The organism is Curtobacterium sp. AB7, assembly GCF_044909335.1.
GTDB lineage: Bacteria > Actinomycetota > Actinomycetes > Actinomycetales > Microbacteriaceae > Curtobacterium.
Map to the genome: position 1 here is coordinate 137020 of NZ_JBIYED010000001.1, position 14324 is coordinate 151343.

General features: G+C 70.7%; 15 protein-coding genes. 4 read left to right on the top strand and 11 right to left on the bottom strand.

What is annotated here, in order from left to right:
* Positions 1-5 precede the first annotated feature (5 nt).
* Complete coding sequence (locus tag ABH929_RS00685) at positions 6-1400, bottom strand: branched-chain amino acid ABC transporter permease (RefSeq protein ID WP_404559777.1); 1395 nt, start codon at positions 1398-1400, stop codon at positions 6-8.
* A 242-nt stretch (positions 1401-1642) separates the two neighbouring features.
* On the opposite strand from ABH929_RS00685, the gene guaB reads away from it, so the two are divergent.
* From guaB to ABH929_RS00700, 3 genes are all read left to right on the top strand, one after another.
* Positions 1643-3145: an IMP dehydrogenase gene (gene guaB / locus ABH929_RS00690; protein WP_123293173.1), complete on the top strand. Its 1503-nt coding sequence runs from the start codon at positions 1643-1645 to the stop codon at positions 3143-3145.
* A gap of 74 nt (positions 3146-3219) precedes the next feature.
* Positions 3220-3603 carry a VOC family protein gene (locus ABH929_RS00695; RefSeq protein ID WP_205463310.1) on the top strand — a complete coding sequence of 128 codons (384 nt, stop codon included), beginning with the start codon at positions 3220-3222 and terminating at the stop codon, positions 3601-3603.
* 191 nt (positions 3604-3794) lie between these two features.
* Complete coding sequence (locus tag ABH929_RS00700; protein WP_123339487.1) at positions 3795-5126, top strand: ABC transporter substrate-binding protein; 1332 nt, start codon at positions 3795-3797, stop codon at positions 5124-5126.
* Between the two features lie 172 nt (positions 5127-5298).
* Here the strand turns inward: ABH929_RS00700 and rarD are convergent, their stop codons facing one another.
* Together rarD and groES are read right to left on the bottom strand one after the other, a co-directional pair.
* Positions 5299-6261 (bottom strand): EamA family transporter RarD, encoded by a 963-nt coding sequence (gene rarD, locus ABH929_RS00705; protein ID WP_404559778.1) that lies wholly within the window; start codon positions 6259-6261, stop codon positions 5299-5301.
* A gap of 154 nt (positions 6262-6415) precedes the next feature.
* Positions 6416-6712, bottom strand: coding sequence for a co-chaperone GroES (gene groES, locus ABH929_RS00710; RefSeq protein WP_110893972.1), 297 nt, complete (start codon positions 6710-6712; stop codon positions 6416-6418).
* A 160-nt stretch (positions 6713-6872) separates the two neighbouring features.
* Between groES and ABH929_RS00715 the strand changes: the two genes are divergently transcribed.
* A complete protein-coding gene (locus ABH929_RS00715) occupies positions 6873-8063 on the top strand; it encodes an SAM-dependent methyltransferase (protein WP_404559779.1) in 1191 nt (396 codons plus the stop codon).
* Here ABH929_RS00715 and ABH929_RS00720 read toward each other — a convergent pair.
* The 8 genes from ABH929_RS00720 to ABH929_RS00755 all read right to left on the bottom strand — a co-directional run bounded on the left by ABH929_RS00720 (position 8056) and on the right by ABH929_RS00755 (position 14324).
* On the bottom strand, positions 8056-8820 hold the full coding sequence (locus tag ABH929_RS00720) for a DUF4190 domain-containing protein (protein WP_404559780.1): 765 nt from the start codon (positions 8818-8820) through the stop codon (positions 8056-8058). The genes ABH929_RS00715 and ABH929_RS00720 overlap by 8 nt on opposite strands.
* 90 nt (positions 8821-8910) lie before the next feature.
* The gene (tsaD, locus tag ABH929_RS00725; RefSeq protein ID WP_111083431.1) at positions 8911-9966 is read right to left on the bottom strand and encodes a tRNA (adenosine(37)-N6)-threonylcarbamoyltransferase complex transferase subunit TsaD; all 1056 of its coding nucleotides are present in this window, start codon (positions 9964-9966) and stop codon (positions 8911-8913) included.
* Entirely contained in the window at positions 9953-10504 is a 552-nt protein-coding gene (gene rimI, locus ABH929_RS00730) for a ribosomal protein S18-alanine N-acetyltransferase (RefSeq protein WP_404559781.1), read from the bottom strand. The genes tsaD and rimI overlap by 14 nt, the downstream gene beginning before the upstream one ends.
* Positions 10501-11136 carry a tRNA (adenosine(37)-N6)-threonylcarbamoyltransferase complex dimerization subunit type 1 TsaB gene (tsaB, locus tag ABH929_RS00735; RefSeq protein ID WP_404559782.1) on the bottom strand — a complete coding sequence of 212 codons (636 nt, stop codon included), beginning with the start codon at positions 11134-11136 and terminating at the stop codon, positions 10501-10503. Before tsaB ends, rimI begins: the two co-directional genes overlap by 4 nt.
* Before the next feature lie 41 nt (positions 11137-11177).
* On the bottom strand, positions 11178-11690 hold the full coding sequence (gene tsaE / locus ABH929_RS00740; RefSeq protein WP_404559783.1) for a tRNA (adenosine(37)-N6)-threonylcarbamoyltransferase complex ATPase subunit type 1 TsaE: 513 nt from the start codon (positions 11688-11690) through the stop codon (positions 11178-11180).
* Complete coding sequence (alr, locus tag ABH929_RS00745) at positions 11687-12853, bottom strand: alanine racemase (RefSeq protein WP_404559784.1); 1167 nt, start codon at positions 12851-12853, stop codon at positions 11687-11689. The genes tsaE and alr (ABH929_RS00745) overlap by 4 nt, the downstream gene beginning before the upstream one ends.
* The gene (alr, locus tag ABH929_RS00750) at positions 12850-13953 is read right to left on the bottom strand and encodes an alanine racemase (RefSeq protein WP_404559785.1); all 1104 of its coding nucleotides are present in this window, start codon (positions 13951-13953) and stop codon (positions 12850-12852) included. The genes alr (ABH929_RS00745) and alr (ABH929_RS00750) overlap by 4 nt, the downstream gene beginning before the upstream one ends.
* On the bottom strand, positions 13950-14324 hold the full coding sequence (locus ABH929_RS00755) for a holo-ACP synthase (protein ID WP_123293157.1): 375 nt from the start codon (positions 14322-14324) through the stop codon (positions 13950-13952). The genes alr (ABH929_RS00750) and ABH929_RS00755 overlap by 4 nt, the downstream gene beginning before the upstream one ends.

The following is a 14324-nucleotide window of genomic DNA, read 5'->3' on the forward strand; positions in this document are numbered from 1 at the left end:
CTCCCTTAGCCGATCCGCTCGGCGCGGCCGAAGATGCCCTGCGGCCGGAACAGCAGGATGAGGATGAGGATGACGAGGGCGGTGGCGTACTTGAAGTCACCGGGGAGCACGAGGTTCGTGAGCTCGACGACGACGCCGATGATCATCGACCCCACCAGCGCGCCGTAGGCCGTCCCGAGACCGCCCAGGGTCACCGAGGCGAACATGAGCAGGAGCAGCTGCAGGCCGGTCTGCCAGTTCACGCCGTTCAGCACCAGGCCGAGCATCACGCCGGACAGGCCGGCGAGACCGGCGGCGAGCGTCCACACGAACCGGATGACCCGGTCGACGTCGATGCCCGACGCCGCGGCGAGCGCCGGGTTGTCCGACACCGCGCGGGTGGCCCGGCCGAAGCGGGTCTTCGCCAGGAACAGGCCGGTGGCGATCAGGACGACCAGCGCGATGCCCATCGCCACGTAGGACTGCACCGTGAGCGTGACCCCGGCGAACCGGACGGTCTCGGGGTTGCCCTGCTGGATCCGGACGGTCGCGGCGCCGAAGAAGTACTGGAACGCGTACTGGGCGGCGATCGACAGACCGATCGTCACGATCATGAGCTGCGTGAGGCTGATCCGCTTGCGCCGCAGTGGCCGCCAGATTCCGGCGTCCTGCAGGTACCCGGTCGCCGCGCACAGCAGCGTGACGACGATGCCGGTCACCCAGATGTTCCAACCGAGCTGGTTCGCGAACACGTAGGCCAGCAGCCCGCCGAGGGTGACCTGCTCGCCGTGCGAGAAGCTCGACAGCCCCGTCGTGCCGTAGATGAGCGAGAGCCCGATCGACGCCAGCGCGATGAGCAGGCCGAGGCGGATCCCCGAGGCGAACTGCTGCCAGGCCCGCTGCGGGCTGACGCTCGACGAGTCCGTCGTGGTCGTGGCACCCTTCTGGTCGGACAGCTGGAAGATCTGTCCGACGTTGGCGTTCAGGGTCGCCTGGACCTTGCGCTCCGCATCCGCCGCGTTCGTCAGGTACTGGCCCTTCGGCAGGGTGTCCTGGTCGACACTGACGGTGTACTCGCCGGCCTCGTCGACGCTGACCGACCAGCGGCCGTCGTCGTTCGTGGTGGCGGTCTCGGCGAAGCCGCCGGGCCCGGCGACGTCGACGTCGACGTCGACGGCCGGTTCCCGCTCGGAGTCGGTGATCGTGCCCTGGATGCACCCGTTCGTCGGGCTGACGGTGCAGGCCTGGCTGGTCGCCGGTGCCGACGTGGCGCTGAAGGCCGGCAGGGTGACCGCCCAGTCGATCAGGAAGGTCGCCAGGAACGCGGCGACGAGCACGGCCGCCAGGACCGGTCGTCGCCGGGCCTGGCGGAGGCGGAACAGGCGCGGCTGCGCCCGTCCCGGAGGAGTGATGGATCCCACGGAAGAGCCTCTCGTTCGGATGTCGAGTGACGTTATGGGGATTGTGTGACACCCGTGTTTCCAACTCGTTCCCGCTGTGAGTCGTCGCGCAACCGTGACCTGTGTGGAGGAGAGCCGCGATCCGTTCTCCCAGGCGGAACGCGGAATAGCGGGACGGCCCACGCGCGTTACCATGTCCTATCCGGAACCCGCCGTTGCGTTCTCGGTGTCTCGACCACTTCACTCGCCCACGAAGGGGACCCATGGACCAGCCGGATCCGTTCGGATTCATCGGACTCACGTACGACGACGTCATGCTCCTGCCGGGGCACACCGACGTCATCCCGAGCGAGGCGTCCACCGCGTCCCGGCTCACCAGGCGGATCTCCGTCAACGTCCCGCTGCTCTCCGCAGCGATGGACACCGTCACCGAAGCCCGCATGGCCATCGCCATGGCGCGGCAGGGCGGCATCGGGATCCTCCACCGCAACCTCTCCATCGAGGACCAGGCCGCCTACGTCGACAAGGTCAAGCGCTCCGAGTCGGGCATGATCACCAACCCGGTGACCACCACCCCGGACGCCACCGTGGCCGAGGTCGACGCGATCTGCGGACAGTTCCGCGTCTCTGGCCTGCCCGTGGTCGAAGCGGACGGCACCCTCGTCGGCATCATCACCAACCGCGACATGCGGTTCGTGGCGACCTTCGAGCAGTCGACCACCTTCGTGCGGGACGTCATGACCAAGGCGCCGCTGATCACCGCGATGGAGGGCATCGACCCCGAAGAGGCCATCGCGATCTTCGCGCAGCACAAGATCGAGAAGCTCCCGCTGGTGGACGCCGAGGGCAAGCTCCGCGGCCTCATCACCGTCAAGGACTTCGACAAGAGCGAGCAGTACCCGGACGCCACCAAGGACGACGAGGGCCGACTGCGCGTCGGTGCCGCGATCGGCTTCTTCGGCGACGCCTGGCAGCGTGCCGAGGCCCTGCGTGACGCGGGCGTCGACGTGCTCGTGGTCGACACCGCCAACGGCGAGAGCGAAGGCGTGCTCGACATGGTGCGCCGCCTCAAGGCCGACCCGTCCTTCGCGGACATCGACGTCATCGGCGGCAACGTCGCGACGCGTGCCGGCGCGCAGGCGCTCATCGACGCCGGTGTCGACGCCGTCAAGGTGGGCGTCGGACCCGGCTCGATCTGCACCACCCGCGTCGTCGCCGGCGTCGGTGTCCCGCAGGTCACCGCGGTGTACGAAGCCTCCCTCGCTGCGCGCGAGGCCGGTGTGCCGATCATCGCCGACGGAGGCCTGCAGTACTCGGGCGACATCGCCAAGGCCCTGGTGGCCGGCGCCGACACCGTCATGCTCGGTTCGCTGCTGGCCGGCACCGACGAGTCCCCCGGCGACCTGGTCTTCGTGGGCGGCAAGCAGTTCAAGGCGTACCGCGGGATGGGCTCCCTGGGTGCACTGCAGACCCGCGGCAAGAAGACCTCGTACTCGAAGGACCGCTACTTCCAGGCCGACGTCCCGAACGACGACAAGCTGATCCCCGAGGGCATCGAGGGCCAGGTGCCCTACCGCGGCTCGGTCGGCAACGTCGTGTACCAGCTCACCGGTGGACTCCGGCAGTCGATGTTCTACGTCGGCGGCCGCACGATCCCGGAGCTCAAGGCCCGCGGCAAGTTCGTCCGCATCACGGCCGCCGGGCTCAAGGAGTCGCACCCGCACGACGTCCAGATGGTCGTCGAGGCGCCGAACTACCGCAGCTGAGCCGACTGCACCCCGAACGCCCCGCTCCCCACCGGAGCGGGGCGTTCGTCGTCTGCCGGCAGTAGTGTCGCGGCATGGTCAGCGCCGTCTCCCACACCACGATCGACTGCCGTGACGCCTTCGCCCTGTCGGAGTGGTGGAAGCAGGTCCTCGGCTACGTCGACATCGCCGACGACCCGAACGCCCCCGGGCACGAGGAGTGCATGATCACGGCACCCGACGGCTCGCACCAGGTGCTGTTCATCCAGGTCCCCGAGGCGAAGTCCGTGAAGAACCGGATCCACTTCGACCTGCGTCCCACCGACCGCACGCGCGATGCCGAGGTCGAGCGACTGCGAGGCATCGGTGCGACCGAACTCGCGGACCTCCGCCACGACGACGGCGGGTGGGTCGTGTTCGCCGATCCAGAGGGCAACGAGTTCTGCGTGCTGCGTTCCGTGGCTGAACTCGACGGCTGACGCGCGGGCTGCCCGGATCGCCGATCCCTGATCCTCCGCACAGAAACGATCACGGCTCGGTAACGAAACACTTTCCGTACCGCCCCGTCACACGGGCGAAACACCAGGACCCTACGTTTCTCGACATCCAGTGGAGGCGCCGCGTTCGACCCGAAGCGGCACGGCCTCCGCGCAGAGAAAGGGCTCCACGGATGATCAGAACCACCCGTGCCACCACGGCACTGGCGTTGGCAGGTGCAGTAGCCGTCCTCCTCGCCGCGTGTTCCACCACCAGCAGCGGCGACTCGCCTTCCAGCTCGGCGTCGAGCGGTGCGAAGAAGGACCCCGCCGCCAGTTGCAAGGCCCCCGACACCCCCAGCACCGACGCGCTGAAGATCGGCACGATCCTGCCGCTCACCGGCTCGCTCGCGTACCTGAACCCGCCGGCCGAGTCCGGCGTCGGCCTCGCGGTGAAGGACATCAACGCCGCGGGCGGCGTCCTCGACAAGGACGTCACCATCGACCCGGCGACGGACTCGGGCGACAGCAACGACATGACCGTGTCGAGCTCGGCCGCGACGAAGCTCGTGAACGCGAAGGTCCCGGTCGCGATCGGCGCCGAGTCCTCGTCGGTCACGCTCAACGTCATCGACCAGCTCACCAGCAACTGCATCGTCGAGATCTCGCCCGCGAACACCGCGAGCGACCTGTCCGGCTACTCGTCGTACTACTACCGGACCGCTCCGCCGGACTCGGTGCAGGGTTCGGCGCTCGGTCAGCTCGTGACCGGTGACGGCAACGCCAAGGTCGCGTTCCTCGTCTTCAACGACACCTACGGCACGGGCCTCCGCAACTCGGTGCAGTCCGCGGTCGAGGCCTCCGGTGGCCAGGTCGTCTACGGCGGCAAGGGCGAGGGCCAGGAGTTCCCGCCCGGTCAGACCACGTTCTCGTCCGAGGTGACGGCTGCACTCGCCGCCAAGCCGGACGCGATCGTCGTCCTGGCCTTCGACGAGACGAAGTCGATCATCCCGGAGCTCGTCTCGCAGGGGAACACGGCGAAGATCTACATGTCCGACGGCAACACGGCGGACTACTCGAAGGACTTCGACAAGGGCACCCTGACCGGCGCCCAGGGCACCATCCCCGGTGCCTCGCCGAAGGACGACTTCAAGAAGCAGCTGTCCGACTTCTACAAGGAGTCGTCGAACAAGACGCTCGCCGACTACTCGTACGCGGCGGAGTCCTACGACGCCACCGTCCTCGCCGCCCTCGCTGCGGTGAAGGGCAAGGGCACCGACTCGGGCACGATCCAGGCCAACATGGCCGCGGTCTCCGGAGCGGACGGTGGCACCGAGTGCGCCACGTTCAAGGAGTGCGTCGCGCTGCTCGACGACGGCAAGGACATCCACTACACCGGCCCGTCCGGCATCGGTCCGTTCGACGACAACAACGACCCGTCGAGCGCCTACATCGGCATCTACAAGTTCGACGGCGACAACAAGCCCGTCTACCAGAGCGCCATCCAGGGCGCGGTCAAGAAGTAACCACCACTACCGGTCCCACGCTGGGCCCGAGTCTCGGCTTCACGGAGCCGAGACTCGGGCCCAGCGACGTTTCTCGGTGTCGCGCACGCGAGAACTGTCGCACACGCCGAGACTCGGGCCAGGCGCGGCGCGGACGGGCGGACGGGAGGACGGGAGGCCCGGGGTGCGTCCGTCAGGTCGGCTCGGCCGGAGCAGGTGCGAGCGCTCGGCGACGGGACGCCCGCGCGGCGGCGAACGAGTCCGCCGTCAGCACCACGAGCGCCAACCACACGATCCCGAAGCCGAACCAGCGCGCGGGCGGCATCGCCTCGTGCTGCACCACCACACCGACGAGCAGCTGCATCACGGGGGCGAGGTACTGCGTCAGGCCGAGGGTCGACAGGCTCACCCGCCGCGCCGACGACGCGAACAGCAGGAGCGGGACCGCCGTCGCCGGACCGGTCAGCACGGTGACGAGGACGTGCACCCAGCCCTCGCTCGTGAACGTCACGCCGCCCCCGAGCCCCGTCGCACCGAGCACCACCAGCGCCACGACCGCGATCGGCAGCAGCCACACGGTCTCGATCGTCAGGCCGCTCAACGCGTCGACGGTGCCGCCGACCCGCTTCTTCACCAGGCCGTACAGGCCGAACGAGCACGCCAGAACCAAGGAGATCCACGGCACCTGGCCGTAGCCGACAGCGATCACGACGACCGCCACGACGCTGATGCCGACCGCGGCCCACTGCGCCGGCCGCAGGCGTTCGCGGAGCACCACGACGCCGAGCGCGATGGTGACCAGGGGGTTGATGAAGTACCCGAGCGCGGCCTCGACGGTGTGCCCGGTCGTGGTCGCCAGGACGTACACGGTCCAGTTCACCAGGATGAGGACGGCGGCCAGACCCATCACGGCCATCACCCGCCGCTGCGCCATCAGGGTGCGGGTGCGGAGCCACGAGCGGGTGACGGCGATCGCGACCGCGCAGAACACCAGTCCGAAGACGATGCGCCAGGCGACGATCTCGAACGCGCCGGCGGGGGCCATCGCCGCGAAGAGCAGGGGCATGAGGCCCCAGAGCCCGTACGCGATGATCGCCTGCACCACGCCGACGGATGCCTCGCTGCGGACGGGTCGCGCGGGACTCGGTTCACTCACGGAACCATCCTAGGAACGGCCACCGACGGGCCGGGCGTGCCACGGGCCTCCCGGTCGGAGCACGGGCACGCGACGGACCCGCCGGGAGCCCGCAGACGGACGAACGCCCCGCCGGCCGACAGGCCGAACGGGGCGTTCGTGTGGAGTACTGGACTCAGTTGACGACGACCGCGAGGACGTCGCGGGCCGACAGGACCAGCAGGTCCTCGCCCGAGTACTTGACCTCGGTTCCGCCGTACTTGGAGTAGATGACCTTGTCACCCACGGCGACGTCGAGCGGGACGCGGTTGCCGTTGTCGTCGATGCGACCCGGACCCACGGCGACGACCTCGCCCTCCTGGGGCTTCTCCTTCGCGGTGTCGGGGATGACCAGACCGGATGCGGTGGTCTGCTCTGCCTCGACCTGGCGGATGACGATGCGATCCTCGAGCGGCTTGATGCTGACGGCCACGGTGACCTCTTCTTTCTCGGTACGGACTCGGTACAGATGAAAACCGGGTTGGCACTACGCAGAGGAGAGTGCCAACGCCAACTCTAGGGGGCCATTGGCACTCGGTCAATCCGAGTGCCAGCACATCAGGAGAACATCCAGCACCTGGGAGGATCGGGACATGGAAGCCGCCGAACTCGCCGCACTGCTGACCCCTGACGGGATGGCCCTGCTCGACCGTACCCCCGGCGTCTCGGACGGCGGCGAGATCGTCCGGGTGGTGTCGCGGCTCCGAGCCGAGGGGCACGACCCGCAGCTCGTCGCGGCGGTCCTGACCCAGGCCAAGCTCCGGCTCAGGGCCCGTGCCAAGTTCGGCGACTTCGCCGCCCGCATGCTCTTCACCGAGGCGGGGCTCGAGCAGGCCACCCGCCTGCAGGTCGCCGCGCAGCACGCCGGACGCTTCGCCGCGGCCGGACTCACCCGCGTTGCCGACCTCGGGTGCGGGATCGGCGGCGACGCGATGGCGATGGCCGCGCTCGACCTCGACGTCACGGCGGTCGACCGCGACGAGGTCACCGCCGCGGTCGCCACGCACAACCTGGCGGTGTGGCCGAACGCCCGGGTCGAACTCGGCGACGCGGCCTCGTTCGACGTCGCACGCGTCGACGGCATCTGGATGGACCCCGCACGTCGGACCTCCGGCCACTCGGACACCCGTCGCCTCGCCGACCCGGACGACTGGTCGCCCTCGTTGGACACCGTGTTCGCCACCGCGACGACCACCCCGACCGGGGTGAAGCTCGGGCCGGGCATCGACCGCGACCTGATCCCGGACACCGCCGAGGCGCAGTGGACGTCCGTCGACCGCGAGGTCGTCGAGCTCGCGCTCTGGTTCGGCCCGCTCGCCCGGCCGGGCATCCGACGGGCGGCGACGGTGATCGGTGCACACGGCATCGCCGAGATGACCGCACCGGAGGACACCCCCGACGAGGAGGTGGGGCCGCTCGGGGCCTACCTGTACGAGCCGGACGGCGCCGTCATCCGCGCACGGCTCATCGGCGACCTGGCCCGCACCCTGGACGGCCACATGCTCTCCGACGGGATCGCGTACGTGACCTCGGACCGTGCCGTGTCGATGCCCTTCGCCCAGGGCTTCCGGGTGCTCGACACCATGCCGCTCGACGTGAAGCGGCTGTCAGCGCGACTCGCCGCCGACGACATCGGCACCGTCGAGATCAAGAAGCGCGGCGTCGACGTCGATCCCGCACAGTTCCGCAAGCGGCTGCGGCTGCGCGGGACCGGTCGCGTCACGCTCGTGCTCACCCGGCTCGAGGGCCGGCACACCGCGATCCTGTGCGAGCGGCTCAGCTGAGGAACGCGCCGGTGCCCGAGTCGTAGCCGTAGTCGGAGTAGCCGCTCTGACCGACCGCCGCGAGGAAGATGATGAAGGCGATCCAGATCAGCCAGACGCCGGTCATCACCCACCCGGCGATGATGCCGGTCAGGGCGAGCCCTCGGCCAGCCTCACCGTTCTGCTTGATCTTGCCGAGTGCGACGTGGCCAAGGATCGCGCCGGCCGGGCCGAGCAGGATCGCGATGAACCACATCGGGACGGCGGCGAGACCGAACACGATCGACAGGATCGCCAGCGTGTTCGTCTTCGGGCGCTGCGCGTAGGGCTGGTACCCCGTCGCGCCGTAGGCACCCGCGGGCGCGTACGGATGCTGCTGCGGCTGCGCGTACGGGTTCTGGCCGCCCTGCTGCTGCGCGTACGGGTTCTGCTGGCCGTACCGGTTCTGGGCGGCGCCGTACGGGTCCTGTGGCGCCTGTGGTGCCGAGTACGGGTTCTGCGGCTGCTGCGGAGCCGCGTACGGGTTCGACGGCTGCGGCTGGCCGTACGGGTTGGACTGCTGCGGCTGGCCGTAGGGGTTCGGCTGCTGCGGTGCGGCGTACGGGTTCGACGGCTGCTGCTGCCCGTACGGGTTCTGCGGTTGCTCGGGAGCCGACGGGGCCTGGGGTGCGTCGGGGGCCTGCGGCGCGTCCGGAGCGGACGTCCCCTCGGGCTGCCCGCCGGTCGTGCCGCCCGGCGTCGTCTCGCCCGGCTTCGGCCACTCGTTCTGATCGGACACCGTCCACCCCTCTCGGCGCCCGGTCTCTCCGACGCCACGTGAATCCTCCCACAGGCGCCCGAGGGCCGACCGGGTCGACGCCGGGACGGTTCAGACCTGGACGGTCGTCACCGGCAACGTCGAGTCGGCCGCGATCCCGAGGTCGCTCGGGGCGTGCCCCTCGGCGACCAAGCGTGCGCCGACGGCCGCGATCATGGCACCGTTGTCCGTGCACAGGTCGAACGGCGGGATCCGCAGCTGCACCCCCGCGGCGGCGCACCGCTCTTCGGCGACCTGCCGCAGCCGGGCGTTCGCGACCACACCGCCACCGAGCAGGAGCCGGTCCACGCCGGTGTCGCGGCACGCGTTCAGGGCCTTGGTCAGCAGGACGTCGACGACCGCTTCGCGGAAGCTCGCGGCGACGTCGGCCACGGGCACCTCGCGCCCTTCGTCACGGCAGCGCTCGACCCAGCGGGCGACGGCGGTCTTCAGTCCGGAGAACGAGAAGTCGTAGCGGTGCGCGGCCAGGTCCTTCGGCAGCGTCAGGCCGCGGGGGAACCGGATGGCCTTCGGGTCGCCGTCCGCCGCGGCCCTGTCGATCTGCGGCCCGCCGGGGTACGGCAGGCCGAGCAGCCGTGCGACCTTGTCGAACGCTTCACCCGCGGCGTCGTCGATGGTCTCGCCGAGCAGTTCGACGTCGCCGACCAGGTCCTTCACGAGCAGCAGGGAGGTGTGCCCGCCGGACACCAGCAGCGCGATCGTCGGCAGCTCGATGTCGCTGCCGTCCGTGCGCAGGACGTCGGCGCCGACGTGCCCGACCAGGTGGTTCACGCCGTACAGGGGCTTGCCGGTGGCGACGGCGAGCGCCTTCGCGGCACCGACCCCGACCATGAGCGCGCCCGCCAGACCCGGCCCGGCGGTGACCGCGACGGCGTCCAGTTCGTCGAGGGTGACCCCGGCCCGCTCGAGTGCCTCGTGCAGCGTCGGGGTCATCGCCTCGAGGTGCGCGCGCGCGGCGACCTCGGGCACGACGCCGCCGTACCGGGCGTGCTCGTCCATGCTCGACGCGATGACGTTCGCGAGCAGGGTGCTCCCCCGCACGATGCCCACGCCCGTCTCGTCACAGCTCGTCTCGATGCCGAGCACCAGTGGTTCAGCCACGCTCATCGAGCGCCTCCTGTCCGATCGGGCCGACGGTCGACGGCGTCGGCGCCGCGTCTGCTGCGACCGGCAGCTCCGCCCGCATCACCCACGCGTCGACGCCGTCCGGCTGGTAGTAGCGGGGCCGGGTCGCGATGTGCTCGAACCCGAACGCCGTGTACATCGACTGCGCGACCGGGTTGTCGGCGCGCACCTCGAGGAACACCTCGCGCACACCGCGGCGACGGGCCTCGTCGAGGAGGTCCGTGAAGAGCACCCGTCCGAGCCCCTTGCCGCGATGCTCGGCTGCGACCGCGATGGTCTGCACGTCGGCGACCGGGTTGCCCGCCAACGAGGACAGTCCTGCGTAGCCGACGACCGACGGCGCTGCCGGTTCGTCGACGGTCTCGATCACGACGTAGTACCCGTGCGGCGAGTACAGCTCGCCCGACATCTGCGACGCCGACCAGGCGTCCGTCGGGAACGAGACGTGCTCGAGCCACATGATGTCGTCGAGGTCCTGCGGGTGCGCCCGCCGCAAGCGGAGCCCGTCCGGCACCGTCACTGCTTCACCCGTTTCGGCGCACCCGGCACCGTGACGTCGGGTTCCCGCAGGTAGAGGGGGGTGTCCTGGTCGAACCCCGCGCCGGACCGCAGGCGGTCCGCGGCGAGTGATCCGAGCCTCCAGGCAGGGATGGACAGGGCCGTCACGCGGTCCCAGCCCACCGCTCCGGGCCGGGAGGCACGGATCGCCTCGTCGAGATCGGCGGGCCTGGCGAGACCCGGGCCCGCAACGCGCGTGCCGGTCTGGTCGTACGCGCTCCAGTAGACCTCGCGCCGGCGGGCGTCCGTCAGGACGACGAACGGTCCGTCCCGTCGGCCGTCGCGCTCGTCGGCCGCGACCGCGTCGTGGCTGACGAGCGGAAGGACGGGCACGCCGACCGCGGCGGCGAAGGTTCGGGCGGCGGCGATGCCGACGCGCAGGCCGGTGAACGGGCCGGGGCCCATGCCGGCGACGACGCCCGTGACGTCCGGGCCGGTGATGCCCGCTTCGGCCAGCGCCTCGGCCAGGAACGGGCCGATCACCTCGGCGTGCCGGCGGCTGTCTTCGGTGTCACGGGTCGCGACGGGCGTGCCGGTGGTCGGGTCGACGACGGCCACGGACGTTCCGGCGGAGGTGTCGATGGCGAGGAGCACCCGTCCATCGTAGGCGTGCTCGTCGTGGCAGCGAGGCCGCGTCAGAGCGAGACGTCGGCCCAGCGTGGGCCGGTGGCGGTGACGACGACGCGGCGGGGTTCGTCGGGGACGTCGTCGGGGTCATCGGCCTCGGTGGTGCCGGAGGCGTCGGCACCGGTGGCCCGGGTGATCTCGACGTCGAGCACGCTGTCGCTGATGCCGTCGACCATGCCGCGGCCCCACTCGACCACGACGATCGACGCATCCCAGTCGAGGTCGAGGTCGTCCAGCTCGACGGGGTCGGACAGCCGGTAGGCGTCGACGTGCACCAGGTCCGGTCCGGCGGTGGTGGGGTGCGTCCGGGCGAGGACGAAGGTCGGACTCGACACCTGGCCACGCGCGCCGAGGGCAGCGCCGAGGCCACGGGTCAGCGTCGTCTTGCCGGCGCCGAGCGGCCCGGTCAGCACGACCAGGTCGCCGGCACGGAGGACCGCGGCCAACCGCGCCCCGAGCTCGCCCATCGCATCGGTGCCGTCGACGGCCGTGTCCAGCAGGACCCGAGGGGTGCCGGTCACGACTGGTCGCCCCGCAGGTACTCCCCGACGCGTCCCTCGATGTCGTGGCCCTCGTAGAACCGTGGCACGCGGGTTCCGATGCGGCAGACGATCTCCTCGCCGATGGTGCCGAGCGAACGGCCCCAGTCGAGGACGGTCATCTCGTCGTGCTCGCCGGTGCCGAACAGGGTCACGGTGTCGCCGGTGCGGACGTCGTCGTCGCCGACGTCGACCAGGAACTGGTCCATGGCCACACGGCCGGCGATCGGGTAGCGCTTGCCGCCGATCGCGACCTCGATGCGGCCCTGCGCCAGACGGGGGACGCCGTCCGCGTACCCGACGGGCACGAGCGCGAGGGTGGTCTCCGAGGCGGTGCGGTACGTGTAGTCGTACGAGACGCCGGTGTCGACGGGCACCCGCTTGGTCTTCGCGACCGACGCCGTCAGGGTCATCACGGGTTCGAGCCCGAGGTCGGCTGCCGAGACACCGTCCGCGCCCGGGATGCCGAACAGGTTGGCGCCCATCCGGACCATGTCCTTGCGGAACTCCTTGCGCTCCAACCCGGCGAGCGAAGCGGCGACGTGTTCCATCGGGAGGTCGAGCCCGAGGTCGTCTGCCTGCTCCACGGCGGCGTCGAAGAGCGCCACGGCGTCGGCGTCGTCCTGGTCCGAGGACTCCGCCAGGTGCGTGTACGCCGCCACGACCTCGATGCGGCCGGCGCGCTGGGCGTCCAGCGCGAGCGACACGAGCGCTGGCCAGGCCGCCGGGGTCGCTCCGTCGCGGTGCAGCCCGGAGTCGAAGCCGAGGTGCACGCGCGCGGGTCGCTGGTCGACGGCGTCGATGACGCGCTGCAGCTCCGGCACGTTCGAGACACCGAGGTCGACGGCGGAGTCGATGGCGTCGCGGAAGTCGAGTGCGGGGTCGTGCTGCCAGGTGAAGAGGTGGACGTCCTCACCGACGCCGATCGACCGCAGCCGCAGGGCCGCGGGGACCGTGAGCACCCCGATCCAGCGGATGCCGGCGTCCACCGCGGCGAGCGCGATCGGCTCGAGACCGTGGCCGTAGGCGTCGGCCTTCATGATCGCCATGACCGCGACGGGGTCCATCCACTCGCGGACCAGGTCGAGGTTCGCGCGGTAGGCGTCCAGGTCGATCCGTGCCTGGCGCAGGGGTGCGGAGCTCACGTCGTCCTCCGGTGCACGCTGTGGCCGACCCGGGCGACCACCTCGTAGTTGATGGTGCCGATCGCGGCGGCCCAGTCCTCGACCGCGGGGTCGCCGTTCGCCGGGTCGCCCCAGAGCACGGCTTCGTCGCCGATGCTGACGTCGGCGTCGCCGATGTCCACGTGCATGGCGTTCATCGCGACCCGGCCGACCACGGGGAACGTGCGGTCGCCGATGCGGACGGAGACCCGGTTGCCGAAGTCGCGGTCGAAGCCGTCGGCGTACCCGAGACCGATGACCGCGAGGCGGGTGTCGGTCGACGCCCGCCAGGTGTAGCCGTAGGACACGCCCTCGCCGGCGCGGACCTCGACGGTGCGGAGCACGGCAGCGGTCACACGCATGGCGGGGCGGAGGCCGAGGTCGGCCGACGTGCGGTCGGTGAACGGGCTCAGGCCGTACAGGGCGAGTCCGACGCGGGACAGGTCGCGGCGCGTCTCCGGCACGGCGATGCTCGCGGCGCTCGCGGCGAGGTGCACCAGGTCGGGCACGATGCCGTTGGCGGCGAGGCCGTCGAGTGCGCGCTGCAGTGCGGCGTCCTGGTCGAGGTCGTCCGTGCGTGACGCGTTCGAGAGGTGCGACATCAGCCCCTCGACACGGGTGCGGTTGCCACCACGGGCGAGAGCGCCGGCGGTCGCGAAGAGCTCGGCCCACTCGGACTCGACCGCACCGTTGCGACTCAGGCCGGTGTCGACGCAGATGTGCACGGCGCCGACCTCGGAGTCGGCAGCGGCGGACAACTGCTCGACGCTCGACACCGCCGGGGTGACGCCGTACTGCGCTGCCCGGCGGAAGTCCTCGTCGGGGGCGTGCAACCACGCGAGGATCCGGACGTCCTCGTCGATGCCGCCCTGCCGGAGCGCGACGGCCTCGTCGATGTCCGCGACGCCGAGCCACTCGGCACCGGCATCGACGAAGGCCCGTGCGGCGTCGAGCGCGCCGTGGCCGTAGGCGTTGGCCTTGACGACCGCGATGACACCGGCCGGTGCGACCTGCTCGGCGATCGTCGCGTAGTTCTCGATCAGCGCTTCACGATCGACCGTGATGCCGGTGAACGCACTCACTTCGTTGTTCCCTCCAGGACCACGAACGCGGTCGCGATCCCTCCATCATGCGAGAGCGACAGGTGCACGCTCGTCACGCCACGCGCATCCGCCACCTGTCGCGCCTGTTGGTGCAGCGTCAGCGACGGGTTGCGCTGGTCGTCCGACACGACCTCGAGGTCCTGCCAGCTGAGCCCTGCGCTGGAGCCGAACGCCTTGATCAGGGCCTCCTTGGCGGCGAACCGCGCAGCAAGCGACGCGATCGGCCGTTGTTCGCCGTCGCGGACCTGCTCGGCCGGGGTGAACAACCGCGCACGCATCGCCGGCGTGCGCGACAGCACCCGCTCGAACCGCTCCAGGTCCACCACGTCGACCCCGATGCCGATGATCAT